The 23,467-nt window shown below is 62.9% G+C and carries 22 protein-coding genes; 18 read left to right on the top strand and 4 right to left on the bottom strand.

All coding sequences use genetic code 11. The features are described 5' to 3' along the window. Positions 1 to 10: 10 nt before the first annotated feature. The 4 genes from GLW01_RS06115 to GLW01_RS06100 all read left to right on the top strand — a co-directional run bounded on the left by GLW01_RS06115 (position 11) and on the right by GLW01_RS06100 (position 2,682). Positions 11 to 511: a CinA family protein gene (locus GLW01_RS06115; RefSeq protein WP_151441576.1), complete on the top strand. Its 501-nt coding sequence runs from the start codon at positions 11 to 13 to the stop codon at positions 509 to 511. Between the two features lie 111 nt (positions 512 to 622). After that, positions 623 to 1,690 (top strand): recombinase RecA, encoded by a 1,068-nt coding sequence (recA, locus tag GLW01_RS06110; RefSeq protein WP_160898519.1) that lies wholly within the window; start codon positions 623 to 625, stop codon positions 1,688 to 1,690. Positions 1,691 to 1,693: 3 nt separating this feature from the next. Next, a complete protein-coding gene (locus GLW01_RS06105; protein WP_151441578.1) occupies positions 1,694 to 1,954 on the top strand; it encodes a YheU family protein in 261 nt (86 codons plus the stop codon). Next, a complete protein-coding gene (locus tag GLW01_RS06100; RefSeq protein ID WP_160898518.1) occupies positions 1,951 to 2,682 on the top strand; it encodes a hypothetical protein in 732 nt (243 codons plus the stop codon). The genes GLW01_RS06105 and GLW01_RS06100 overlap by 4 nt, the downstream gene beginning before the upstream one ends. Before the next feature lie 9 nt (positions 2,683 to 2,691). Here the strand turns inward: GLW01_RS06100 and GLW01_RS06095 are convergent, their stop codons facing one another. Then, entirely contained in the window at positions 2,692 to 3,210 is a 519-nt protein-coding gene (locus GLW01_RS06095) for a hypothetical protein (RefSeq protein WP_151441580.1), read from the bottom strand. A 200-nt stretch (positions 3,211 to 3,410) separates the two neighbouring features. Between GLW01_RS06095 and GLW01_RS06090 the strand changes: the two genes are divergently transcribed. Then, on the top strand, positions 3,411 to 5,789 hold the full coding sequence (locus tag GLW01_RS06090; RefSeq protein ID WP_160898517.1) for a Lon protease family protein: 2,379 nt from the start codon (positions 3,411 to 3,413) through the stop codon (positions 5,787 to 5,789). Here the strand turns inward: GLW01_RS06090 and GLW01_RS06085 are convergent. Beyond that, positions 5,755 to 6,333 (bottom strand): alpha-ketoglutarate-dependent dioxygenase AlkB family protein, encoded by a 579-nt coding sequence (locus tag GLW01_RS06085; RefSeq protein WP_340162436.1) that lies wholly within the window; start codon positions 6,331 to 6,333, stop codon positions 5,755 to 5,757. The genes GLW01_RS06090 and GLW01_RS06085 overlap by 35 nt on opposite strands. A gap of 84 nt (positions 6,334 to 6,417) precedes the next feature. Between GLW01_RS06085 and GLW01_RS06080 the strand changes: the two genes are divergently transcribed. The 3 genes from GLW01_RS06080 to GLW01_RS06070 are packed head-to-tail and all read left to right on the top strand — an operon-like array spanning position 6,418 to position 9,461. Then, on the top strand, positions 6,418 to 7,263 hold the full coding sequence (locus tag GLW01_RS06080; RefSeq protein WP_160898516.1) for a M23 family metallopeptidase: 846 nt from the start codon (positions 6,418 to 6,420) through the stop codon (positions 7,261 to 7,263). Between the two features lie 12 nt (positions 7,264 to 7,275). Beyond that, entirely contained in the window at positions 7,276 to 7,899 is a 624-nt protein-coding gene (gene fixJ, locus GLW01_RS06075) for a response regulator FixJ (protein WP_151441582.1), read from the top strand. Further along, entirely contained in the window at positions 7,896 to 9,461 is a 1,566-nt protein-coding gene (locus tag GLW01_RS06070) for an ATP-binding response regulator (RefSeq protein ID WP_151441583.1), read from the top strand. The genes fixJ and GLW01_RS06070 overlap by 4 nt, the downstream gene beginning before the upstream one ends. Before the next feature lie 3 nt (positions 9,462 to 9,464). Here the strand turns inward: GLW01_RS06070 and GLW01_RS15615 are convergent, their stop codons facing one another. Continuing rightward, the gene (locus GLW01_RS15615) at positions 9,465 to 10,343 is read right to left on the bottom strand and encodes a MaoC family dehydratase (protein WP_151441584.1); all 879 of its coding nucleotides are present in this window, start codon (positions 10,341 to 10,343) and stop codon (positions 9,465 to 9,467) included. 174 nt (positions 10,344 to 10,517) lie between these two features. On the opposite strand from GLW01_RS15615, the gene GLW01_RS06060 reads away from it, so the two are divergent. Both GLW01_RS06060 and GLW01_RS06055 read left to right on the top strand, forming a co-directional pair. Continuing rightward, positions 10,518 to 11,549 carry an AraC family transcriptional regulator gene (locus GLW01_RS06060; RefSeq protein WP_151441585.1) on the top strand — a complete coding sequence of 344 codons (1,032 nt, stop codon included), beginning with the start codon at positions 10,518 to 10,520 and terminating at the stop codon, positions 11,547 to 11,549. A 26-nt stretch (positions 11,550 to 11,575) separates the two neighbouring features. Continuing rightward, positions 11,576 to 11,725, top strand: a complete 150-nt coding sequence (locus tag GLW01_RS06055; RefSeq protein WP_160898515.1) for a hypothetical protein — start codon at positions 11,576 to 11,578, stop codon at positions 11,723 to 11,725. Between the two features lies 1 nt (position 11,726). Here the strand turns inward: GLW01_RS06055 and GLW01_RS06050 are convergent, their stop codons facing one another. Beyond that, positions 11,727 to 12,770 carry an AraC family transcriptional regulator gene (locus GLW01_RS06050; RefSeq protein WP_160898514.1) on the bottom strand — a complete coding sequence of 348 codons (1,044 nt, stop codon included), beginning with the start codon at positions 12,768 to 12,770 and terminating at the stop codon, positions 11,727 to 11,729. Between the two features lie 95 nt (positions 12,771 to 12,865). Between GLW01_RS06050 and GLW01_RS06045 the strand changes: the two genes are divergently transcribed. The 8 genes from GLW01_RS06045 to GLW01_RS06010 all read left to right on the top strand — a co-directional run bounded on the left by GLW01_RS06045 (position 12,866) and on the right by GLW01_RS06010 (position 23,432). Then, positions 12,866 to 14,911: an NADPH-dependent 2,4-dienoyl-CoA reductase gene (locus GLW01_RS06045; protein ID WP_160898513.1), complete on the top strand. Its 2,046-nt coding sequence runs from the start codon at positions 12,866 to 12,868 to the stop codon at positions 14,909 to 14,911. Between the two features lie 80 nt (positions 14,912 to 14,991). Continuing rightward, positions 14,992 to 15,876, top strand: a complete 885-nt coding sequence (locus GLW01_RS06040; protein ID WP_095617764.1) for an NAD(+) kinase — start codon at positions 14,992 to 14,994, stop codon at positions 15,874 to 15,876. Positions 15,877 to 15,887: 11 nt separating this feature from the next. Next, a complete protein-coding gene (locus tag GLW01_RS06035; RefSeq protein WP_160898512.1) occupies positions 15,888 to 16,856 on the top strand; it encodes a metallophosphoesterase in 969 nt (322 codons plus the stop codon). Beyond that, positions 16,853 to 17,728 carry a rhomboid family intramembrane serine protease gene (locus GLW01_RS06030; protein ID WP_151441588.1) on the top strand — a complete coding sequence of 292 codons (876 nt, stop codon included), beginning with the start codon at positions 16,853 to 16,855 and terminating at the stop codon, positions 17,726 to 17,728. Before GLW01_RS06035 ends, GLW01_RS06030 begins: the two co-directional genes overlap by 4 nt. Next, on the top strand, positions 17,725 to 17,973 hold the full coding sequence (locus GLW01_RS06025) for a DUF1315 family protein (RefSeq protein ID WP_151441589.1): 249 nt from the start codon (positions 17,725 to 17,727) through the stop codon (positions 17,971 to 17,973). The genes GLW01_RS06030 and GLW01_RS06025 overlap by 4 nt, the downstream gene beginning before the upstream one ends. Positions 17,974 to 18,018: 45 nt before the next feature. Beyond that, positions 18,019 to 20,643, top strand: coding sequence for an aminopeptidase N (gene pepN, locus GLW01_RS06020; RefSeq protein ID WP_160898511.1), 2,625 nt, complete (start codon positions 18,019 to 18,021; stop codon positions 20,641 to 20,643). Positions 20,644 to 20,759: 116 nt separating this feature from the next. Beyond that, complete coding sequence (locus tag GLW01_RS06015; RefSeq protein ID WP_237416513.1) at positions 20,760 to 22,166, top strand: DUF1329 domain-containing protein; 1,407 nt, start codon at positions 20,760 to 20,762, stop codon at positions 22,164 to 22,166. Between the two features lie 84 nt (positions 22,167 to 22,250). Further along, complete coding sequence (locus tag GLW01_RS06010) at positions 22,251 to 23,432, top strand: WD40/YVTN/BNR-like repeat-containing protein (protein ID WP_151441591.1); 1,182 nt, start codon at positions 22,251 to 22,253, stop codon at positions 23,430 to 23,432. The last annotated feature ends 35 nt before the right edge of the window (positions 23,433 to 23,467 follow it).

Raw genomic sequence — 23,467 nt, 5'->3', positions numbered from 1 at the left:
GGAGAGCCGTATGGGAGAGCCATCGGACGCCACCCTGGCGCGCAAGGCCGCCTCACTGGGCGAATGCCTGCGTGGCCAGGGGCGCGTGATCGCGACCGCCGAATCCTGCACCGGCGGCTGGGTCGCCAAATGCCTGACGGATACATCGGGCAGTTCCGATTACTTTGAGACCGGGCTGGTCACCTACAGCAACGAGGCCAAGGAAAAGCTTCTGGGCGTGCCCGCGGGCATTCTTGCCGGGCACGGAGCGGTATCCTCCGCCGTGGCCTCGGCCATGGTCTCCGGCACACTCGAGAAAACCGGGGCGGATGTGGCTTTGGCCGTCAGCGGTATTGCCGGGCCTGGCGGCGGCAGCGCGGAAAAACCCGTGGGCACTGTCTGGTTCGGCTGGGGGGTGGCGGGCAGCACCCCCGTTACCACCTGCAAACAGTTTGAAGGAGACCGTGATCAGGTCCGGCGCGAGGCGGTTGAGTTCGCCCTGAAGCGCCTCAAGCGCTGGCTGCAGGGATGACCGTTGAATCACTGATCAGGTCTGTGCATAATACTGTCCATACATACAGTTCAGGGTTCCTGGACAACGTCGTGACTACGGCAGGCACCAACCGACCAGAAGGCAGAAACAATGGATGACAACCGCAAAAAGGCACTGAATTCCGCGCTTTCCCAGATTGAACGCCAGTTCGGCAAGGGGGCGGTCATGAAGATGGGCGACCAGCCGCGGGAGGCCATGCCGGCGGTGTCCACCGGCTCCCTGGGGCTGGATGTCGCCCTGGGGATCGGTGGCCTGCCCCTGGGGCGGGTGGTCGAGATCTTTGGGCCGGAGTCCTCCGGCAAGACTACGCTTACGCTCCAGGTGATTGCGGAAGCCCAGCGCGAGGGCAAGACCTGCGCCTTTGTGGATGCCGAGCATGCCCTGGACCCGATCTATGCTGAAAAACTGGGCGTGGATATCAATGAGTTGCTGGTGTCCCAGCCGGATACAGGTGAGCAGGCGCTTGAGATCTGCGACATGCTGGTGCGCTCCGGCGCAGTCGATGCGGTTGTGGTGGACTCTGTGGCGGCTCTGACACCCAAGGCCGAAATAGAGGGCGAGATGGGCGACTCCCACGTCGGTCTGCAGGCGCGGCTGATGTCCCAGGCACTGCGTAAGCTCACCGCCAGCGTGAAGACGTCAGGCACCATGCTGGTGTTCATCAACCAGATCCGGATGAAAATCGGCGTGATGTTCGGCTCGCCCGAGACCACAACGGGCGGTAACGCCCTCAAGTTCTACTCCTCGGTCCGCCTGGACATCCGGCGCACGGGATCGGTCAAGGAAGGCGAGGAAGTGGTCGGTAATGAGACCCGGGTGAAGGTCGTCAAGAACAAGGTGGCGCCTCCCTTCCGACAGGCCGAGTTCCAGATCATGTACGGCACCGGCATCAACCGCATGGCCGAAATTGTTGATATGGGGGTCAAGGAAGGCCTGGTTGAGAAGTCCGGTGCCTGGTACAGCTACAAAGGCGACAAGATCGGCCAGGGTAAGGCGAATGCCAGCAAGTTCCTGAGTGACAATCCCGGAATCGCCAACGAGATCGAAACCCAGATCCGCGAGCGGCTGATGCCCAAACCCAATGAAGCCGCTGGCAAGAAAGACGAGGCATCCGGAGACGATGCGCTGGCCGAGGACGCCAGTGAGGATCTGCTCTGAGACATGGTGATCCCGTCGGATCAGCTTTCAGGTGAGGCGCTCGAGGCATTGATCGAGGAGTATTGCCTCCGGGAAGCCGGGGGAGCGGATGTCGAGGATCCTCTGTCTGACTGCCGCGAGCAGGTGGCGCGGGCCGTGGCCCGTGGCCAGCTGGTCGTTCTGTATACCCCCTATAACCCCAACCAGGTAGCCACGCTGGTGCCGGCTGATCAACTGGACGACAATGAGGTTCCGGACGAACAGCAGGGGGAATCGGCACCGTGAATAAGTGGTCCACACTCGGGATAGAGCAGACCCATGATCCAGAGGCCATTGAGGCCGCTTTCGAGCATCAACTGAGGTTCGTGGATCCGGATTCCACTCCGGAGCGCTATCAGACACTGGTGCAGGCCTACGAGGCGGCCATGCGGGAGGCGGGAGCAGCACCGCAGGCCCGGGATTTCGGAGTTGATGTCGGGAATGACGGGGCGGCATCGGGGAAGGGCGTTGAATCTGTCCAGATGCCGGAGCCCGCGAGTCAGGAGGCTGAGATCCAGGCGGGCCGGGTGATGACGGAGTTGGAAACCGTGTTCTCAAATCCCGGCTGGCGGGACGATCTGCGCCGCTGGCGGGCCCAGCTTGAGAGCGAACGGGCCCACAAGCCCGGTGTGACTGAGGTACTGCGCTTCAGCCTGTTTGACTTCCTGTCCCGTCAGTCCAGGCCGGGTGAGCCACCTGTGACCGAGGAGGTCCTGGCCTATCTGGATGAGCGCCTTGGCTGGCACCAGCATCGGGCCCAGCTGGAACAAGCCTTTCCGCAGGAGCGGGTCAGGCTGCTTCTCAGTGGTGGCCCTCACAGCGCCGAGTCCCCCCTGGATATGGAAGGGCCTTTTCCCGAAGCGGGGGAGACGGAGGGCACCGGGAATCCCATGCCGAACGGCTTCGGGTTTGCGCTGATCGGCTGGATCATTGTGATGATCGTACTGACCATGCTGTTCAGCGGAATGCGCTGAACCGCCAATTCAGCGCCGGTAACGGGCCATCTGGCGGCGGCAGAACGCCTCGATCTGGGAGAGGGCGTTGTCGATGGCGCGGGAGTAATGGCCCCGCATTGAGCAGTAGGTGAACTGGATGCCGAGTCGGTAATGCCCATCCGCTTCCCGGACACAGCTCTTGACCCGGCCGTTCACATCCGACTGCGTGATGTACTCGCCGCGGAAATCCATGCGCATGGAAGTGCCTTCCCGGAAGGCCTCCTCCGCCATAATGGCGACGCCGTAGCGGTTGATGTCCAGGCATTCCACGGGCCGGCTCTGGCGTTCCCAGTGCAGCAGGCGCCGTGCCCGCACGCGCACGCTGAGCCCGGGGGCGGCAAACCGGGGCTGGATCCGCTGCTCGCTTGCACTGCACTGACCGGACCAGGAGGTGGTCAGTGATGGGTCACCGCGACCCTGATTACGGCGTTTGTGATCCCTGCGCAGTGCAAGGGGCACGTCCGCGAGATGCATTGTGATCCCGGAGGAGTCACTCTGAGTACTCATGGGCGGTTGCTGCCTCTTGAATCGGATCGAGGTTTCTGCTTATTGCTAACATTGGATTGTCGCTCAATCGGTAACCGAGTCAAACCGGGGTCCGGGTGGCCTGTGACGCAGGTCACATTACAGGAGGTGCTTTGTGAATCCTGTTGAGGCCTGTAAAGTGCGATCTCTGACCGTTCCCCACAGATGACGGATTGATTGAGTTGAAGCCACTTCCCCAGAAACAGCTGTACAGGACCTGTGTCCTGAAGGATCTGCCGTTCCGTAACACGGATGCGCTGGATCCCCTGAATGAGATCGTTGGCCAGGACCGTGCCCGGGAGGCGGTCCGATTCGCCCTCGCCATGCCCCACAACGGCTACAACGTCTACGCGCTGGGCCGATCCGGACTGGGTAAGCGCACCATGATGCTGCGTTACCTGGCGCATCGGGATGAGACCCACGCACCGGCCAGCGACTGGTGCTACGTGGCGAATTATGACGACCCGCGCAATCCCAGGGTCCTGAAGCTGCCGGCCGGCGTCGGTGAACGGCTGCGCCATGATGTGGATCGGCTGGTTTCGCGCCTGGTCAAGGTCATCCCCCAGGCCTTCGACAGCGATACCTTCCAGAGCCGCTACGAGGATCTCAAGCAGAGCTATGCCGCGCGCCAGGAAGAGGCACTGAATGCCCTGGCACGCGAGGCGCGTGAGCAGGGCGTGGACCTGTCCATGACGACGCCCGGGGGATACCGGCTGACGGCACTCAACGGCAGTGAGCCGCATACCAACGAGTCCTTCAATGCGCTTTCCGAGGAGGAGAGGCGGGCGTTCGAGGAAATCATCCGTGAGCTTGAGAAGAAGCTGCGGCGTGTCATGCGCCAGATCGCGGAATGGGAAGAGGAACACGCCGAGCAGCAGCAGAAGCTGAACGAGGAAACGGTCGAGCATGTCGGGGCCCATCTGATTGATGAGCTGTCCGAGCGCTACAGTGACTATGAAGGGGTGCCCGACCACTTCCGGGCCATGAAGAAGGATATCGCGAATAATCTCGACATCTTTCTGGAGGATAGCGAAGATAAGGCCGCCTTTGCCTATGCCTCCATGGAGCAGCGCCTGCCCCGGCGCTATCGCATCAACCTGCTTGTATCCCGCCAGGATGAGTCCGTGCCGGTGGTTGTGGAGGACAATCCCACCTACCACAACCTGTTCGGGTTCATCGAGACCGTGACCTACAAGGGCACGGTCTACACGGATTTCTCGCTGATCCGGCCGGGCAGCCTGCACCGGGCCAATGGCGGCTACCTGCTCATGGACGCCACCAAGGTGCTTGAGCACGGCTTCGTGTGGGATGCGCTCAAGCGCGCCATCCGTTCGCGGGAAATCAGCATCCACTCTCTTGAGCGTGAGCTGACGCTGTCCGGAACCATTTCGCTGGAGCCGGAGGCGGTACCGCTGGACGTCAAGCTGGTGCTCTTCGGGGATCGCGAAACCTGGCTGCTGCTTCAGGAATATGACCCTGAGTTCGCGGAGCTGTTCCGGGTGACGGCGGATTTCGAGAATGAGATGCCGCGTACCACCGAGAGCCAGGTGCTCTACGCCAAGTTCATAGCCAGTCTGTGTCAGGACAAGGGCCTGTTGCCGTGCAGTAAACAGGCTGTGGCACGGGTGATCGAATACAGCTCACGGTTGGCGGAGCACCAGAACCGGCTGTCGCTGCATGCTGTGGACATCGCCAATGTGCTGCGCGAGGCGGACTTCCATGCCCGGAGCGGTGGCGAGGACGGGATTGATCCCGAGCATGTGGACCAGGCCCTGGTCAGTGCGGACTACCGCAGCGGGCGTATCCGGGACGAGTTCCTGCAGGGCTTTGCCGACGGTTCCATGCTGCTGTCGTTCAGCGGCCGTGCTGTGGGACAGGTCAACGGGCTTTCCGTACTCTCCACTGGCGGCTACGAATTCGGGCTGCCCAACCGGATCAGCGGGACCTGCCAGTACGGGGACGGGGATGTCATCCACATTGAGCGGGATGTGAAGCTCAGTGGCTCCATTCATTCCAAGGGGGTGATGATCCTTTCCGCATGGCTTTCGGCGCATTTTGCCCGTGAACAGCCCATGCCGCTTACCGCGACCCTCACCTTCGAGCAGTCCTACGCTGAGATCGATGGGGACAGCGCGTCCCTCGGCGAGCTCTGTGCCATTGTTTCGGCTTTGGCCGAGCAGCCGGTACGCCAGGACATGGCGGTTACGGGGTCGGTCAACCAGCACGGGGATGTGCAGCCGGTCGGGGGGCTCAACGAGAAAGTTGAAGGCTTCCTGGATGCCTGTGTGGCTCGGGGGGATGCGCAGGACAAGGCGGTCATCCTGCCGGCTTCGAACGTGCAGAACCTGATGCTGGCGAGGCGCGTGCGGGACGCCGTGAAGGCGAACGGCTTCCGGGTGTACGCCGTGTCACGGGTAGAGGAAGTGCTGGCGCTGATGCTGGAGCTGCCGGTCGGTGAACCGGATCGCAATGGCCATTATCCGGCTGACAGCCTCTTCGGGCGCATTGAGCAGCGCCTGGCCGATCTCAGGCGTCGACAAGACGACGAAAAGTCAGATTGATCCGCGGCGACACCGGTTTCCGGGTTTTCGGCAGGGCGTGGTGCCAGTGGGACTGGACGCCTGCCGGCATTACCAGGAGGCTGTTGTGGGGCAGGTCGATGCTCAGGGTACGGCCATGATCCTCTCGGTGCCGGAAACGGAAGCGCCGGGTGCCGCCCAGGCTGAGTGAAGCGATTACCGGGGAGGGTCCCAGTTCGGGTTCGTCGTCACTGTGCCAGCCCATGCTGTCACTGCCATCGCGATAACGGTTGGCCAGCACACTGTTGAAATGCTCTCCGGCGATGTCACCCACCTGGCGCGCGAGCGGCCTGAGCCAGTCCGGCCACTGGGCCGGCTCCAGTGTCTGGCCCGAGTAGCGGTAGTTCAGGCCGTCCTCGGCAATCCAGCACTGCTCCCTGGGAATCAGGTGTTCCCGGCCGAAAAGGGTGATGCGGTCCTGCTTCCAGGGAATGCGCTCAAGCAGCAGCGCCAGCAGTTCATCCGCCTCTTCGGGCGCCAGAAAGGGGTGATGGAAGGGCAGCTGGAAGGGGGGCAGTTCGTACACCGGCATGGCTCCGCGGTTGCAGTTGTTCATCAGGTTCGCTAACAATAACGGGCGTCTGCCCGCTCTCAAACCCGGAGGTTCCGCGTGTCGCGCCTTCTTTGGCTGTTCTGTCTTGTCTTTCTTCCCGCTGCGGGTGTGGCTCTCGAGCTGGAAGGGCCCAGAACCCAGGGGACCCTGCTCAGGGGCAGTGTGGAGCCGGGCAGTGAGATCCGCCTCAATGGTGATGCCGTGGCCACCACTGAATCCGGGCGCTTCGCCGTCGGCTTCGGGCGTGACGCGGAACTGAGCCATGAACTGGTGGTTGTCGGCCCTGAGGGTGAGCGCAACAGCCGAACCATCGAGCTGGAGAAGCGGGACTATGACATCCAGCGGGTGGAGGGCGTTCCCCAGGAGACCGTGACCCCCGATGAAGAGGCGCTGGAGCGGATCCGGGCGGAAGCGCTGCGGGTGAGCGCGGCGCGGAAGGACCAGTCACGCCGCCCGGACTTTGCTGGTTCCTGGATCTGGCCGGTGGCGGGAACCGTTACCGGGGTCTACGGCAGCCAGCGTTTCTACAACGGCGAACCCCGTCAGCCGCATTACGGCATTGATATAGCCGCGGAAACGGGAAGACCCGTAGCGGCGCCGGCAGGCGGGCGTGTGGTGCTGGTTGAGCCGGATCTGTATTTCTCCGGGGGGACCCTGATCCTGGATCATGGATACGGGGTCTCCTCCACCTTCCTGCATCTGAGCGAGATCCATGTGAGCGAGGGCGATGAGGTGGCACAGGGCGAGGCTCTGGGAAAAGTGGGTGCCTCGGGCCGCGCCACCGGCCCGCACCTGGACTGGCGCATGAACTGGCAGCAGGAACGGGTGGATCCGATGACGGTGGCGCCGCCACTGGTTGATGGTGCCACCACCATGCCCGGTGCGGGCGACAGTAATCAGTAAAGGAGTATGCCAATGGCGGAGACCGAGCAGACGGTCTACATCGTAGAGGATGACGAGGCGGTCCGGGATTCCCTGTCCATGCTGCTGCGCTCGGAAGGGCTGGCGGTTGCGGGATACGAGCGCGCCACCCGCTTTCTGGAAGACTGGCATGGCGGTATGCAGGGCTGCATTGTGCTGGATATCCGCATGCCCGAGATGGATGGCATGGAGCTGCAGGAGGAACTCATTGAGCGGGGCTCCCACCTGCCGATCATCTTCGTAACCGGCCACGGTGACGTGCCCCTGGCCGTGGAGGCGATGCGCAAGGGCGCCGTTGACTTCATCGAGAAGCCCTACCGTGAAGACCAGCTTCTGGAGAAGATCCGGGCTGCCCTGGCCACGGATGCGGAGCAGCATCAGGGCCGGGAGGAGAAGCGGCTGATCGAGGAGCAGCTGGCCCAGCTCACGCCGCGTGAGCGTGAGATCATGGATCGCATGGTCGCCGGCCAGGCCAACAAGGTCATCGCCATTGAGCTCGACATCAGCCAGCGCACCGTCGAAATCCACCGCTCCCGGGTGATGCACAAGATGGGAACCCATTCACTCGCCCAGCTGGTGCGCATGGTCATGAGCGTGCGGGACGGGGACCCGGAATGAGCACGGTCAGCGAAACGCCCACCGACCCGGAGCAGGCCTGTGTCCTGCTGGTGGACGACAATCCCCAGAACCTCAAGGTGCTCTACGAAACCCTGAGGGACAAGGGCTACCAGCTTCTGATCGCCAACGACGGCGAAAAGGCACTGCAGCTGGCGCGCCGGCATCACCCTGAGGTGATCCTGCTGGACATCATGATGCCGGGCATGGATGGTTTCGAGGTCTGCAAGCATCTGCGCGCGGACACTGACACGGCCCTGAGTGCCATCATCTTCCTGTCCGCCCTCAACGACATTGATGCCAAGGTCCGGGGCTTCAACATGGGCGGTGCGGACTACATCGCCAAGCCCTTCCAGGCCCAGGAGGTCATGGCGCGGGTGGATACCCAGATCCGGGTGATCCAGCTGGAGCGCGTCATGCAGGCGCGCAATCGCCAGCTTGAAAGCGAACAGGCCAGCCTGCTCAACGCCATCTTCGAGGGCATCTATGGGCTCGACCCCCAGGGTGTGATCACCTTCGCCAACCCGGCGGCGGCGGAAATCGCAGGGGCGGAACAGGACGCGCTGGTGGGGCGTCGTATCGGGGATCTGCATTTCACCCATGACTCCGGCGAGGAGGCTTCCCACGCCGGGCGGGTACTGTGCCAGGACGGCGCAGCGGTACTGCGGCGGGGCGTGACCATGACCCGTGCGGATGGCACCAGCTTCCAGGCAGAGTACCGGGCGGCGCCCCGCTTCGAGAACGGTGAACTGACCGGGAGCGTCCTGGTGTTCCGGGACATTACCGAGGAACTGGCCCAGGAGCGGGCGCTGGAGGAGACACGGGACCTGGTTGCGGAACAGCGTGAACAGCTGGCGCATGCCTCGCGTCTGTCAGTGATGGGCGAGATGGCAGCCGGCGTGGCCCATGAGGTGAACCAGCCGCTGACCGCCATCGCCAATTACGTCAGCCTGGTCTCTCGAATGATGGAGAAGGATACCCTGGACCAGGACGCGCTCGCGGAGGTGCTGGAGAAGATCACGGCCCAGTCCCACCGCGCCAGTGAGGTTATCCGCCGCATCCGGCAGTTCGTGCACCAGCCCGCTACCGGCAAGGAGACCGTGGATGTGGCCCGACTGCTTGTGGAGAGCCGCGAGTTCGCCGAGGTGGATTCGCGCAACAACGCGATCGAGGTCAGTCTGTCGATCCCGCAGCACCTGCCCTATGCGGTCGCGGACCCCGTGCAGGTGCAGCAGGTGGTACTCAACCTGATCCGCAACGCGCTTGAAGCCTCACGCAACTGCGGCAGCGAGGAGCCCGTTGAAGTCAGTGCGGAGGCGCTGGAGGATGCGGTGTGCGTGCGCGTGGCGGACCGCGGCTGCGGGCTGCCGGAAGACGCGGAGGAGCGCCTTTTTCAGCCGTTCTATTCCAACAAGGATGAGGGCATGGGGATCGGGCTGTCGCTTTGCCGCAGCCTGATCACTGGCCAGAACGGTGAGATCGGGTTTGAGCGCCGCGAGGGCGGGGGCACCGTGTTCTGGTTCTCCCTGCCGCTGGCGGACGGCACCGTGCCCGATCCCGAATGACCCTCAACCGCGGCTGAGGCTTCCCTCCAGATGGGGCGCGGAGGCGTCCTTGTTCAGAAGACGGAAGGCTGTTTCGGTGCTGTTGCGCTCCCAGGTGAGGATGCCGGTTCCGGGAATGAAGAACGGCTTCTTGAACTGGGTGTCCACCGTTACCGCCTCCAATGGCCCCTCGGCCTTCTCCATCAGCGCCAGGCAGTGTGCCTTGCTCCACATGCCATGGGCGATATTACGCGGGAAGCCGAAGGCCTTGGCCGATAGCGGGTGCAGGTGGATCGGGTTCATATCCCCGGAGACCCGGCCGTAGCGGTAACCAATGTTGCCGGGGGCCTGGACCGTGGCCTGGCCGGAGAGCATCTGTGGCGCTTCAGGGGGCTGCTTTTTCCCGTCTTTTCCGTTGTTCCCGGTAGGCTGACGGTAGAGCAGGGTGCTGTATTCCTTCCAGATGACATGCCCCGAGGAGCTTGCCTCGGTCAGGATGTCGAATTCCAGTCCGCGATCGGTGTCCCTGGCGTTGGCGATCCGCGCCCGGAGCTCGAGAATCTCCCCCTGGCGTATCGCCCGCTGCTGTTCGATCCGGTTGCCGATGTGCACCAGCCCCATCAGAGGCAGGGGGAAAGCGGCATCAGTCATCAGGCGGATGTGCAGCGGAAAGGCCAGGATATGCGGCCAGGTGACCGGGCACAGGCTGCTGGTCATGAAGCCGCAGACCTCCCGGTAACGGCGCAGCTCAGCGGTGTCGGTGCGCACCCCCTCAATGTCGGCACTGAGTTCGGGCATGTCCGCTGCGGCGTGGCGGCCGCCCTTGCTGCTGGCGAGCAGGGCTTTGCCGTACATGGGCAGCAGCGCGGGGCCGCTGAAACGGTAATGGGCTGTCTGGTTCATAAGCGTCCGGTTTGTGTCTAGACTGAGAGTTGAGTCACAGGTGGATGTCATTTGGGCCAACCGCCCTGTATGATGCCACGAAGAATGCACACGGGCTGTGACAGCGTCAATTGCGCAAGTTCCGGCGCTGCACGGCACTCAGGTCAAAACAACAACAGGCCGGGAAACGACAGTATGCAGGAACAGAGGGATTCAGGGGTCCTGTTTCGTCTGGTCTACCAGGCGATGCAGCGGGCCGGAGTCGATACCGACGCCATATTCCGTCGCCTGGGGGTGGACGAGAATTACCTTCAGCGGGAAAACCTGAGGACGCCGCACGCGGCTCAGGTACTGTTCTGGCAGGTGGTGGAGGATGTCACCGGGGATCCGGATATCGGCCTGCACCTGGGTCTGCATGTGCCCACCTACAAGGGGCAGGTTCTGGAATACCTGTTCCTGTCCAGCCCAAATTTCGGCGATGGGCTGAGGCGGGCTAAGAACTACCAGCGCCTGCTTACCGACGCCGCGGACCTGGAACTCCATGAAGACGGAAGCGAGGAGTGCTACCTGGTGCTCAACGCCGCCGCCGAAGAGATCCGGCGGATCGGGCATTTCTCGGAATGCTTCGTCCAGGGTGTGCTGACCTTCTTTGATTCCGTTACGGACGGGGAGTTCCGGCCCACAGCGGTTCATTTCGAGCACGAACGGGCCCAGGGCCAGGACAGGGTTGCCGAGATTCTGGGCTGTCCGGTGAGTTTCGGGCAGGAGGATACCCGGCTGTACTTTCCGGCGAGTCTTCTCGAGCACCCCTCGCCGCACCACGAGCCGGGACTCCTGGCGCTGCACGAGCGCTTTGCCAGTGAGCAGGTCGCCGAGCTTGAGAAGCAGGATATTGTCGGGGATGTGGAACGGCTGGTAGCCGAGCAGCTGGATTCCGGCGAGGTCACCCTGGACGCGGTGGCGACGCGCCTCAACATGAAGCCACGCACCCTGCGCACACGCCTGACCGAGGCCAACACCTCCTTCAACCAGGTGGTCTCCCAGTTCCGTTACCGGCTGGCGTGCCGGCTTCTCGCCGCCACGGACGAGTCCATTGACGAGATCGTCTATCTCACCGGCTTTTCCGAGCCCAGCACCTTCTACCGGGCGTTCAAGCGCTGGTCCGGCATGACGCCTATTGAGTACCGGCGGCGTTCCGCGGAACACGATGAGGAAATGGCCAGCTGATCCGCGCGCTCATGGGAGGTGTCACAATGCTGTCACCTCCCGCTGGCACGCTGACCGGGAAACTGAACGGTAACCGGGAGGTTGTCATGCGCGAATACGAAGAAGAACTGCTGGAGCTGGGCCTTCAGGACGATGACGCGGAGGACGCCGAATGCGACGACGGCATCGACCTCTGACTCAGCGCGCCATTCCATACCGGCGCCGGTACCGCCCGGGGCTGCACCCGTACCACCGCCGGAATGCTCCGTGGAAGGCACTGGGGTTTGCAAACCCGACCAGTGACGCGATATCCGAGAACGACAGCGGCGTGCCACGCACGTAGTCCTCGGCCAGTTCCCGCCGGGTACGATCGAGCAGGGAACGGTAGGTCATGCCTTCCTGCTCCAGAGCCCGCCTCAGTCCCCATTCCGTGGTCCCCAGAGCGAGTGCCACAGCGTGCATGCTGGGCGGCGTTGAGCCCATGCGCCGGGCAATGGCCTCACGCACCCTTTCGGTGGTGCTCTGCCCCCAGATCAGCCTCTGACGTTCCGTTTCGCAGTGCTGGCACAGCTCCTGGAACAGGGCATTCTGGGCCAGCCGGTTACGTTGTGCGGCTGTTTCCGGGTGCAGCTCAATACGGTTCTGTGGCGCATCAAACTGAATCGGGCATTCGAACCACTCGGCATGAGGCTCGCTGTTGGCTGGCCCGGCGTATTCAATGGTGACCGCGGAAGGCTGTGTTGCCGGCCCGCCGAGCTCCCGCAGCAGCGCCACCCAGCCGGCCAGGATCGAATCCACCACAAAGCAGTTGTAGCGGTTATAGGGGCTGATGGAGTAGAACACGGCATGGAGCCCGCCATCGGCCGTGTGCGTGGTGTGTGACTGGCCGCGGCTGTTGGTGCTCATCAGCCGCTCATAGCGCACCAGGGTTTCCAGGGCCTCTCCCAGCGAGGGCGCACTCGCGGCCGCCATGCCGGCCAGTCCCAGGTCCGTCATGCGGGTATGGCGCCCGAAGTCGATCCCCAGTGCCGGCTCCTCCGTCATCTGGATGGCGGCATGGCCCATACGCATGAACCGGGGGATGCTGATACGGGCTCCGGGGGTATTCAACAGGCGTCGGGAAACCCGGTAACGGGCCAGCCATGGTCCGGGGTCGTGGCCGCGACTGCGCAGGGTGCGGGCCATGACCGCCACATGGTTGACGCTGATATCGCCCAGCCGATTGGGGCGGCTACTGACCATAAAACCAACCTGAAAATAATCCAAACCAATGTAGCCGTATTGTAGCATCCGGGCCAGGCGGGTAATTTGACCGCATTCAGAACAAGGAGATCGCCATGACCCGCACCCCATCCGACAGCAACGCCTACCCCCATCTCATGGAGCCGCTGGATCTGGGCTTCACCCAGCTGCGCAACCGCGCGCTGATGGGCTCCATGCATACCGGTCTGGAGGAAGCGCCCAATGGCTTCGAGCGCCTGGGGGCGTTCTACGCGGAACGGGCGCGCAGTGTAGGGCTCATCGTCACCGGTGGTATCGGGCCCAACCCGGAAGGGGCGGTGATGAAGGGGGGTGCCAAGATGGATACCGATGAGGAAGCCCGTGAGCATCGCGTCGTGACTGATCACGTCCACCGGGCCGGCGGCAAGATCTGCATGCAGATTCTGCACACGGGCCGCTACGCTTACTCGCCGGACCTTGTGGCGCCCTCGGCCATCCAGGCACCGATCAACCCATTCACGCCCAGGGCACTGGAAACCGACGAGGTCGAGAAGCAGATCGACGATTACGCCAACTGCGCACGCCTCGCCCGCGAGGCCGGCTACGATGGCGTGGAGATCATGGGCTCCGAGGGCTACTTCATCAACCAGTTCATCGCCCGGCGCACCAACCACCGCACTGACAAGTGGGGCGGCTCCTTCGAGAACCGTATCCGGCTGCCTCTGGAGATTATCCGCCGTGTGCGTGAAGTCGTGGGCGAGGACTTCATCATCATCTACCGGCTCTCGATGATCGATCTGGTGGACGAGGGCAGCACCTGGGAAGAGGTGGTGCATCTGGCGAAGGAAGTTGAAAAGGCCGGTGCCAACATCATTAATTCCGGCATTGGCTGGCACGAATCGCGGGTGCCCACCATCGCGACCATGGTGCCGCGTGGCGCCTTCAGCAAGGTGACGGCGCGTCTCAAGGGCGAGGTCAGTATCCCGCTGGTGACCACCAACCGGATCAACATGCCGGACCTGGCCGAGAAAGTGATCGCCGAGGGAGATGCCGACATGGTTTCCATGGCGCGGCCCTTCCTGGCGGACGCGGACCTGATCGCCAAAGCGGCGGAGGACCGGGCGGACGAGATCAACACCTGCATCGCCTGCAACCAGGCCTGCCTGGACCACACCTTCCAGGGCAAGCTCACTTCCTGCCTGGTGAACCCGCGGGCCTGCCATGAGACGGAGCTGGTCTATGAGCCGGTCACCCAGGCAAGGCGCATCGCGGTTGTCGGCGCCGGTCCCGCGGGCCTGGCGGCTGCCACCGTGGCGGCCGAGCGCGGCCACCAGGTGGACCTGTTCGATTCCGCCAGCGAGATCGGTGGGCAGTTCAACATGGCCAAGAAGATCCCCGGCAAGGAGGAATTCCACGAGACGCTGCGCTACTACCGGCGCATGATTGAGAAGTACGGGGTAAACCTGCACCTGAACACCAGGGCGACGAAGGAAACGCTGGCCGGTCAGGGCTATGACGAGATCCTGATGGCGACGGGCGTCTATCCGCGCACGCCGGAGATTCCGGGCATCGATCATCCCTCCGTGCTGGGTTACATCGATGTGCTGAAAAAGGAAGCCCCTGTGGGGCGCCGTGTGGCGGTCATGGGCGCTGGCGGCATCGGCTTCGATGTGTCCGAGTTCCTGACCCATGAAGGGCCGTCGCCCTCGCTGGACCCGGACCACTTCATGAAGGAGTGGGGCGTTGACGTCAGCGTCGAGACCCCGGGTGGTGTGGAAGGCCTGCAGCCGAATCCGCCGCAGCCGCCGCGTGAGGTGGCGCTGCTCCAGCGCAAGACGTCCAAGCCCGGCAAGGGCCTGGGCAAGACCACGGGCTGGATCCATCGCAGCTCGCTGAAAATGCGCAACGTGCGCATGGTGCCCGGGGTGGAATACCACCACATCGATGACGAGGGGCTGCATGTGAGCATCAACGGGGAGCCACAGGTGCTGGCCGTGGACAACATCATCGTGTGCACCGGTCAGGAACCGCTGCGCGAACTGCAGGCGGATCTTGAGAACGCTGGCGAGACAGTGACCCTGATCGGCGGTGCCGATGTGGCCGCCGAGCTCGATGCCAAGCGAGCCATTGACCAGGGCAGCCGTGTGGCCGCCGCGCTGTAATCGGTGATTCCCGTGGTCGGGCGTGATCCGGTAGACTGTGGGTCTGTTACCCACGGGCTACCGGCGGATTAAGGCGGTTCATGGAGACCTTCAAGAACATCGGCGTGATCGGGCGCATGGGCAGTGTCAAGGTTGTCGAGACACTGCGCCGGCTCAAAACCTACCTCATCGAGAACGACTACCAGGTGGTGCTTGAGGCCGATACCGCCTCCATGCTGCCCGGGCACGGTCTGCAGGTGGCCAGCAAGAAGCTGATCGGTGAGATCTGTGATCTGGCCATCGTCGTGGGCGGAGACGGCAGCCTTCTGGGCGCCGTGCGGGATCTGGCCAAGTCGAGCATTCCCATCCTGGGGGTCAACCGGGGGCGTCTCGGCTTTCTCACCGATATCTCTCCGGATGAACTCGAAACCCGGCTGAATGCCGTCCTGGAAGGGGACTACATCCAGGAGCGGCGCTTCATGCTCGACACCGAGATCAAGCGCAACGGTGAGCCTACCGGCTTCGGCACGGCGCTCAACGATGTGGTGCTGCATCCGGGCCGTTCCACCCGCATGATCGGCTTCGATCTCTATATCGAGGGTCAGTTCGTCTACAGTCAGCGTTCCGATGGGCTCATCGTCTCAACGCCCACGGGATCCACGGCCTACGCGCTGTCCGGAGGCGGGCCTATCATGCATCCGAAGCTGGATGCCATCGTGCTGGTGCCGATGTTCCCGCATACCCTGAGCAGCCGGCCGATCGTCGTGGATGGCAACAGCGAGATCAAGCTGATCATCGACGAGGCCAACGAGTCCTGGCCCCAGGTCAGCTGTGATGGCCAGAAGGAACTCTCCTGCGGCCCCGGTGATGCGATCTCCATCGCCAAACGCCCCTTCCGCCTGAACCTGATCCACCCCAGCGACCACAACTTCTACGCGACCTGCCGCGAGAAGCTGGGCTGGGCAAGCACCATCGCGGCAAGCTGAATGGGACAGTCATGAAGCGCTCGCAGGGCTACGACATCATCGGCGATATCCATGGCTGTGCGCTGACGCTGGAGCGGCTTCTGGAGCAGATGGGCTACCGCCAGCGTCAGGGCGTTTACGAGCATCCCTCGCGCATGGCGATCTTCCTGGGCGATATCATCGACCGAGGCCCGCGCATACGGGAGGCGCTGCACCTGGTGCGGGACATGGTGGATCGTGGGTCCGCACTGATCGTGATGGGGAACCATGAGTACAACGCCCTGGGTTATTGCACCCTGGCGCGTCCGGGCAGTGGTCGCCGGCACGTGCGTGAGCACAACGAGCGGCACAACCGCCTGATCCGCGCAACACTGGAACAGTTCGAGCACTACGATAACGAGTGGCATGATTTCCTGAACTGGTTCTACGAGCTGCCCCTGTTCCTGGAGCGGGACGGCTTCCGGGTGGTGCACGCCTGCTGGGATGAACACCTGATCCGCCAGTTTGAGCGGATGCACCCGGATGCCTGCATCAACGAGGAGTTCCTGCATGCCTCGATGGCGCCGCATTCCTTCGCCGGCAGGGTGATGGACCGGCTGCTGCGGGGGACTGCCATGAAGCTGCCGGATGACCGTGTCATGACCGGTCGCGACGGCTTCCAGCGCCAGTTCTTCCGCACCAAGTTCTGGGCGGAGCAGGCCGAGACCTATGGCGACATCGTCTTCCAGCCCGATCCGCTGCCGGAGGACGTGGCCAATCGGCCACTGCATCCTGAAGACCGGGAACGGCTGCTCACCTACGACCGTAACGAACCGCCGGTCTTCGTGGGCCACTACTGGCTGGAGGGTGTGCCCGAACCGATCACGCCCAACGTTGCCTGCCTGGACTACAGCGCGGTGAAATACGGCCGCATGGTGGCCTACCGGCTGGATGATGAGCAGACCCTGGACCCGGACCATTTTGTCTGGGTTGAGGTGAACCGTTCGGAGCAGGGCGCATGATTCGCATCGCAGCGATTCCGGAACGGGTGGATCTGGCGCCTTTCAGCCGCTGGCTGGATTCCCAGGGTGTGACCCATGTAATCGAGCATGACGAGGGTCACCAGGTGCTGTTCATCGAGGGCGAACAGCTGCGCCAGCCGGTTACCGAGGCGCTTACGCGCTACCTTGAGGATCCCCGCCACTCCGGCGCGCCCGAGGGGTTCACGAGGCCACGCACGCGCCGTGTCGTGGCTGGGCACTGGCAGGCCGGCCCCAGGGATGCTCCCTTTACCTTCGCGTTGATCGTGGCCGCTGCCCTGATCGCCTGGATGACCGCCTTCGGGGCCCGAGAGCAGCTGATGGTGCTGCTGACCATCGTGAATCCCTACGAGTGGCCTGTCTCCAGTTTTGAATACCGCCTGGAGGCTCTGACCCAGACGGTGGCGAGCCTGCAGCTCTGGCGGCTGGTAACGCCGGACCTGCTGCATTTCAGCCTGATGCACCTGATCTTCAACGGCGTCATGCTCTGGTTCCTTGGCAGCCAGATCGAGGCCATCGATGGCCGGGGCCACATGGTGGCACTGGTGCTCGTAACGTCACTGGGCGGCAACATCCCCCAGTTCCTGTTTTCCGGACCACTGTTCGGTGGTCTTTCCGGGGTGGTGTATGGCGTGCTCGGGTACGTCTGGCTCTGTAACCAGGGGCGTCCGCGCTTCCAGTTCCCCCCGGCACTGATGACAGTGGCGGTGGTATGGTTGCTGATCGGTTTCACACCGCTGACCGAAGCCCTTCTGGGGGCCAGCATGGCGAACGCGGCCCATCTGGGCGGACTGCTCAGCGGGCTCGCCTATGCCATGGTGCGGTCGGCCAATGACATGAGGAGAGGGCAATGACCTACGAGGAGCTGATCCGACAGCTTGATCCGCGCATCTATCAGCGTCTGCGCGAATCCCTGCAGCTGGGCAAGTGGCCGGACGGCACGTCCCTGAGCGAGGAGCAGAAGCGCATCTGCATGGAAGCCATCATCTGGTATGAGAACGAGCACGGCATTCCCCAGGAGGAACGGACCGGCACCATCGAGCGGCCGGAATCCGGCAATGGCAATGGTGGCGTGCAGGTTCACGATACCCGCCACTGATCCGCGCTGCAGCGACAGAACCCACCAACAACAAGAGTGTCCGTCATGAGAGCAGAGCAACCCCAGGCCGTTCACCTGGCGGATTACCGGGTGCCCGCCTTCCTCATTGATCATGTTGATCTGCGTATCGAGCTGTTTGAGGACTGTGCCCTGGTGCATTCGCGCCTGAATATCCGCCGCAATCCGGCGGACGAGTCGCAGGCGCGGGATCTGGTCCTGAACGGCGAGGAACTCGGGCTGGAATCGCTGATGCTCGACGGCCGCCCGGTTGAGAACCATCGTGTGGACGAGGGCTTCCTGACGGTGCCCAGTGTGCCGGAGCATTTCCATCTGGATGTGACCACACGCATCCATCCCCGGGACAATACGCGGCTGGAAGGTCTCTATCAGTCCTCCGGGATGTTCTGCACCCAATGTGAAGCGGAGGGATTCCGCCGCATCACGTACTTCCTGGACCGGCCGGACGTCATGGCCTGCTACCGCACCCGCATTGAGGCGGATCGGGAGGCCTATCCGGTCCTGCTCGCCAACGGCAATCCGGTTGACTGGGGGGAGCTGGAAGACGGCAGGCACCAGGTGACCTGGGAGGACCCCTATCCCAAGCCGAGCTATCTGTTCGCCATGGTGGCCGGCGATCTGGTGGAGAAACGCGACGAATTCGTGACCGGCTCCGGGCGTACCATTGATCTTCGCATGTACGTGGAGGCACGCAACGAGGCCAAGTGCGAACACGCCCTGGCGTCGCTGAAGAAGGCCATGGCCTGGGACGAGGAGGTCTATGGCCGGGAATACGACCTGGACATCTTCATGGTCGTGGCCGTGGATGATTTCAACATGGGCGCCATGGAGAACAAAGGGCTCAACATCTTCAATTCCTCCTGCGTGCTGGCCAGCCCCGAGACGGCGACCGATGCGGCCTATGACCGCATTGAGAGCATCGTTGCCCATGAGTACTTCCACAACTGGTCGGGCAACCGGGTGACCTGCCGCGACTGGTTCCAGCTCAGCCTCAAGGAAGGCTTCACCGTCTTCCGGGACAACCAGTTCTCCGCGGACATGGGGTCGCCCACGGTCCAGCGCATCGATCATGTGAACATGCTGCGCACGGCTCAGTTCGCCGAGGATGCCGGGCCCATGGCGCATCCGGTACGCCCGGATTCCTACATTGAGATCGCCAACTTCTACACTCTGACGGTGTACGAGAAGGGGGCCGAAGTGGTGCGGATGATCCATACCCTGCTGGGGCCGGACATGTTCCGGGAAGGCAGTGACCTCTACTTCGCCCGCCATGACGGCCAGGCCGTCACCACCGATGATTTCGTCAGCGCCATGGAGGATGCCAGCAGCCGTGACCTCACCCAGTTCCGGCGCTGGTATGAGCAGGCGGGGACGCCTGAGCTGCGCGTTACGGATACGTTCGACGCTGAATCCGGAACCTACACGCTGACTATCCGCCAGTCATGCCCTGCAACCCCTGGGCAGAGCCACAAGGAACCGTTCCACATCCCGGTGCGCATGGGGCTTATCGCCAGTGACGGGGAAGCCCTGCCACTGGATGCTGAGCAGAATACGGAAACAGTGCTCGAGCTGACTGGTGATGAGCACAGCTTCCAGTTCAGCGGGCTGGCAGAGCGCCCTGTGCCCTCGCTGTTGCGCGGGTTCTCGGCGCCGGTGAAGCTTGACTACCCCTGGACGCGGGATCAGCTCATGTTCCTGATGAGCCGTGATCCGGACGGATTCAATCGCTGGGATGCCGGGCAGAAGCTGGCGGTGGATGTGATCCTGTCAATCCAGCAGGGGCGTGACACGGAAGTGGATCCGCGACTGGTCGAGGCCTACCGGACACTGCTGACCACACCGGGGCTGGATCGCGCCATGGTGGCCCGCATGCTGGCGCTGCCTTCAACGGCCTGGCTCATTGAGCTGACCGACGAGGCGGATGTGGCAGCCATTGATGGGGCCCGCCACCAGGTGGAGCAGACCGTTGCCAGAGCCTTGCGGGATGAGCTGGTGCAGGTGAGGGCGGACCATCATCCGGGCGGCAGCTATGCATTTGAGCCCGGGCAGGTGGCCGCCCGCTCCCTGAGCAACAGCGCGCTGACGCTGCTGACCCGTATCGGTGATGAGCAGGGCCGCGAGCAGGCGCTTGCCCAGTTTGAGCAGGCCACCAACATGACGGACCGTCTGGCGGCCCTCAAGGCGCTGGTTGACTCGCCCTTCAGTCAGGAGCGCGAGGACGCGCTTGCGCGGTTCCATGCGGACTGGCACCACGACCCCCAGGTGGTCGAGCAGTGGTTTGCGGTCCAGTCCGGAAGCCCCTGGATAGGGAATGTGAACTGTGTCACAGAACTGCTGGCGCATCCCGCCTTCGATTGGAAAAACCCCAACAAGGTTCGTATGGTTATCGGCGTCTTCGCGGGCCGCAATCTGACGCACTTCCACAGCCCGGATGGCAGTGGGCACCGCTTCCTGGGTGAGCAGATCCGCAGACTGGATGCCTTCAATCCACAGATCTCGGCACAGCTGGCTCAGCCACTGACACGGTGGCGCCAGTACGCACCGCACCTGCGTGATTCCATGGCAGGCATCCTGCGGGAGCTGCGGGATCTGCCGGACCTTTCCCGGGATCTCTACGAGGTTGTTACCAAGAGCCTGGGCGAATCCGGCTGATGCGCCGGTGAATGGACAAAGCGGTGCAATCGTCTACGCTTTCGGAGAGTCGTGTCTGCAACCAGCGCCGTTTCCACGGTCGGGTGCACAACAACAACAGGATCCCAACGATGCGAATGAAAGCACCACGCCTGAACATTACCCTGATTGCCGCTGTTACCGGTGGTTTGATGCTGGGCTCGGGCAGCCTGACAGCGGAAGTTTCCCAGTCCGAGGCGCAGCGACTGGGTGGCGGAGAGATCACCCGTTTCGGTGCCCTGCGAGCGGGCAGCGATGATGGCGTGATTCCGGCCTATGACGGCGGGCTGCCGGAGCCGCCGGACAACGTGGATTACGGCGAATCGGGGGACTTCCACCCCAATCCCTTCCCGGACGATGAGATCCGTCACACGGTCACGGCGGATAACATGGAGCAGTACGATGAGTATCTGACCAAGGGGACCAAGGCCCTCCTGCAGGCCTATCCGGATACCTACGAGATCAATGTCTACCCCTCACGCCGGACCATGGCCTGGCCGGAGTGGATTCTGGACAACATCGAGGATAACGCCACGGACGCGGAGCTTGTGGGGGGTGGCAACGGGATTGACGGCGCCTACGGGGGCATTCCGTTCCCGATTCTGCATGGCAGCAACGAGGAGCAGGCGCAGCAGGCCATGTGGAACCATCTCACAAGCTGGCGTGGCATCTACGTCGAGCGCCGTTCCGGTGAAGTGGCGGTTGAGACGGATGGCGACTACAGCATGACCATGTCCGAGCAGGAGCTGTTCTACAACTTCTACAACCCGGAAGGCGATGAGAGCACGCTGGACAATACGCTGTTCTACTATCTGTCGCGGACCACATCCCCCGCCCGTCTGGCCGGAGGGGCGGTTCTGATCCACGAGACCCTGAACCAGGTCAAGGAGCCGCGCCGCGCCTGGGGTTACAACGCCGGCCAGCGGCGGGTGCGCCGTGCGCCGAACCTGGCTTACGACTCTCCGATTGCGGCGGCAGACAATCTCCGAACCGCGGACGAAACTGACCTGTTCAATGGCGCGCTGGACAAATACAACTGGGAATATCGGGGCGTTCAGCAGTATTACATCCCGTATAACAACTATGAGATTGCACAGGACGGACTTGAGTACGAAAAGATCCTCGGTACCAAGCATCTGAATCCGGATCTCCAGCGCTGGGAGCGGCACCGCGTGCATGTTGTTGAGGCGAATCTCAAGGACGATGAGCGTCATATCTTCTCGCGCCGCGTGTTCTACATCGATGCGGACAGCTGGAAGGTGGTGAGTGTCGACCAGTATGACGGTCGGGGCGAGCTCTGGCGTGTAAGCCAGGCCATGGAAAAGAGCTATTACGAGGTTCCGACGGTCTGGACGGCGCTTGACGTGTTCCATGATCTCCAGTCCAAGCGTTACCACGTGCAGGGGCTTGATACTGAAGAGGGGGAAACCCTGGTGTTCACGGATCGCGTCCCGAACAAGCGCTATTTCTCACCCCAGGCGCTCCGGCGCAGGGGACGTCGCTGACCCGATGCGAACAGACCCGGCACAGTCCGGGTCTGTTGGTGTCAGGGTTCCTGTTAAATCAGTTCAATCAGAAAGGCAGTCTGAATGTTCTCTCGAACCAGGAAACGTATTATCGGCATTGGTGTGACAGTGGCCATTGCTGTCGGGGGTGCCGGATCGGCGCATGGTGTGGGCGACGTCCTTGAGGTCCCTGCACTGGAGACTGATCTTGCGGCCGAGTCCCTGTTGCTGGATGTGGAGTACGCCGGTGAGCGGCTGGTGGCCGTGGGTGAGCGTGGCCATATCGTCTACTCCGATAATGGCGGCGAAAGCTGGACACAAGCCGAGGTGCCTGTTTCAACAACCCTGACTGGCGTTGATTTTCCGGAGGGGAACACCGAAGAGGGTTGGGCCGTTGGTCACAGTGGTGTGATCCTGCACACCAGTGACGGTGGCGAGACCTGGAATCACCAGTTTGACGGGCGTGATGGCATCCCGATGCTGGTGTCCCAGTATGAGGAGCGGATCGAGTCCAAGGAGGCGGAGATTAAGGCCGCCGAGGATGAGGACCGGATCTCGGATCTGGAGTGGGAGCTGGATGACCTGGTCTATACGCGCGACATCCTCCAGGAGGATCTGGACCGGTTCGGTCCCTGGCAGCCGATGCTGGACGTCTGGTTCCGGGACGCTGAGTATGGTATCGCCATTGGCGCCTATAACCTCATCTATCGGACCCAGGACGGCGGTGAGACCTGGCAGCCCCTTTCCGGGCGTATTGATAACCCAAGCCGCTTCCACCTCAACGAGATTACACAGGTTGAGGGCGATGACCTCTATATTGCCGGCGAATCCGGCTTCGTCTATCGATCAACCGATGATGGCAGCAGCTGGGAAACCATTGAACCCGGTTATCCCGGCTCCTTCTTCGGTGTTGTCGGCACCGGTGATGGTGGCGTGCTCGCCTATGGCCTCCGCGGCAATATCTACCGTTCCGAGAACGGCGAGGAGTGGACGTCCGTGGATTCAGACAGTGACCGCACGCTCAATGCCGGTGATGTGAATGACAGTGGCGAAGTGGTCATTGTGGCCAACGACGGCGCTGTCGTTTACAGCGATGACGGGGGGAAGAGCTTTTCCGAGTACGTCCGTCCGGCCCGGCACTCCTATGTGGGCGTGACACTGATTCCCGATGACGGCCTGGTGCTGGTGGGTGAGCGCGGCGCGGTCCGTACGGACCGCCGCGGCAAGGGTCAGGAAACGGACCCGCCGACGCCCGAACGCAACTGAACCGCAGCAGTACCCCAGCAAAACGGTTTGAGGAT

Source organism: Vreelandella halophila, from assembly GCF_009856365.1.
Lineage (GTDB): Bacteria > Pseudomonadota > Gammaproteobacteria > Pseudomonadales > Oleiphilaceae > Halospina > Halospina utahensis_B.
This window is presented reverse-complemented; position numbering and strand designations above follow the sequence as displayed.

Coding starts and splice junctions, on each gene's coding strand:
- fixJ (WP_151441582.1), top strand. CDS start 7,276: ATGGCGGAGACCGAGCAGACGGTCTACATCGTAGAGGATGACGAGGCG.
- GLW01_RS06045 (WP_160898513.1), top strand. CDS start 12,866: ATGACCCGCACCCCATCCGACAGCAACGCCTACCCCCATCTCATGGAG.
- GLW01_RS06015 (WP_237416513.1), top strand. CDS start 20,760: ATGAAAGCACCACGCCTGAACATTACCCTGATTGCCGCTGTTACCGGT.
- GLW01_RS15615 (WP_151441584.1), bottom strand. CDS start 10,343: ATGAACCAGACAGCCCATTACCGTTTCAGCGGCCCCGCGCTGCTGCCC.
- GLW01_RS06030 (WP_151441588.1), top strand. CDS start 16,853: ATGATTCGCATCGCAGCGATTCCGGAACGGGTGGATCTGGCGCCTTTC.
- GLW01_RS06035 (WP_160898512.1), top strand. CDS start 15,888: ATGAAGCGCTCGCAGGGCTACGACATCATCGGCGATATCCATGGCTGT.
- GLW01_RS06025 (WP_151441589.1), top strand. CDS start 17,725: ATGACCTACGAGGAGCTGATCCGACAGCTTGATCCGCGCATCTATCAG.
- GLW01_RS06105 (WP_151441578.1), top strand. CDS start 1,694: ATGGTGATCCCGTCGGATCAGCTTTCAGGTGAGGCGCTCGAGGCATTG.
- pepN (WP_160898511.1), top strand. CDS start 18,019: ATGAGAGCAGAGCAACCCCAGGCCGTTCACCTGGCGGATTACCGGGTG.
- GLW01_RS06055 (WP_160898515.1), top strand. CDS start 11,576: ATGCTGTCACCTCCCGCTGGCACGCTGACCGGGAAACTGAACGGTAAC.
- GLW01_RS06115 (WP_151441576.1), top strand. CDS start 11: ATGGGAGAGCCATCGGACGCCACCCTGGCGCGCAAGGCCGCCTCACTG.
- GLW01_RS06040 (WP_095617764.1), top strand. CDS start 14,992: ATGGAGACCTTCAAGAACATCGGCGTGATCGGGCGCATGGGCAGTGTC.
- GLW01_RS06070 (WP_151441583.1), top strand. CDS start 7,896: ATGAGCACGGTCAGCGAAACGCCCACCGACCCGGAGCAGGCCTGTGTC.
- GLW01_RS06050 (WP_160898514.1), bottom strand. CDS start 12,770: ATGGTCAGTAGCCGCCCCAATCGGCTGGGCGATATCAGCGTCAACCAT.
- GLW01_RS06095 (WP_151441580.1), bottom strand. CDS start 3,210: ATGAGTACTCAGAGTGACTCCTCCGGGATCACAATGCATCTCGCGGAC.
- GLW01_RS06010 (WP_151441591.1), top strand. CDS start 22,251: ATGTTCTCTCGAACCAGGAAACGTATTATCGGCATTGGTGTGACAGTG.
- GLW01_RS06060 (WP_151441585.1), top strand. CDS start 10,518: ATGCAGGAACAGAGGGATTCAGGGGTCCTGTTTCGTCTGGTCTACCAG.
- recA (WP_160898519.1), top strand. CDS start 623: ATGGATGACAACCGCAAAAAGGCACTGAATTCCGCGCTTTCCCAGATT.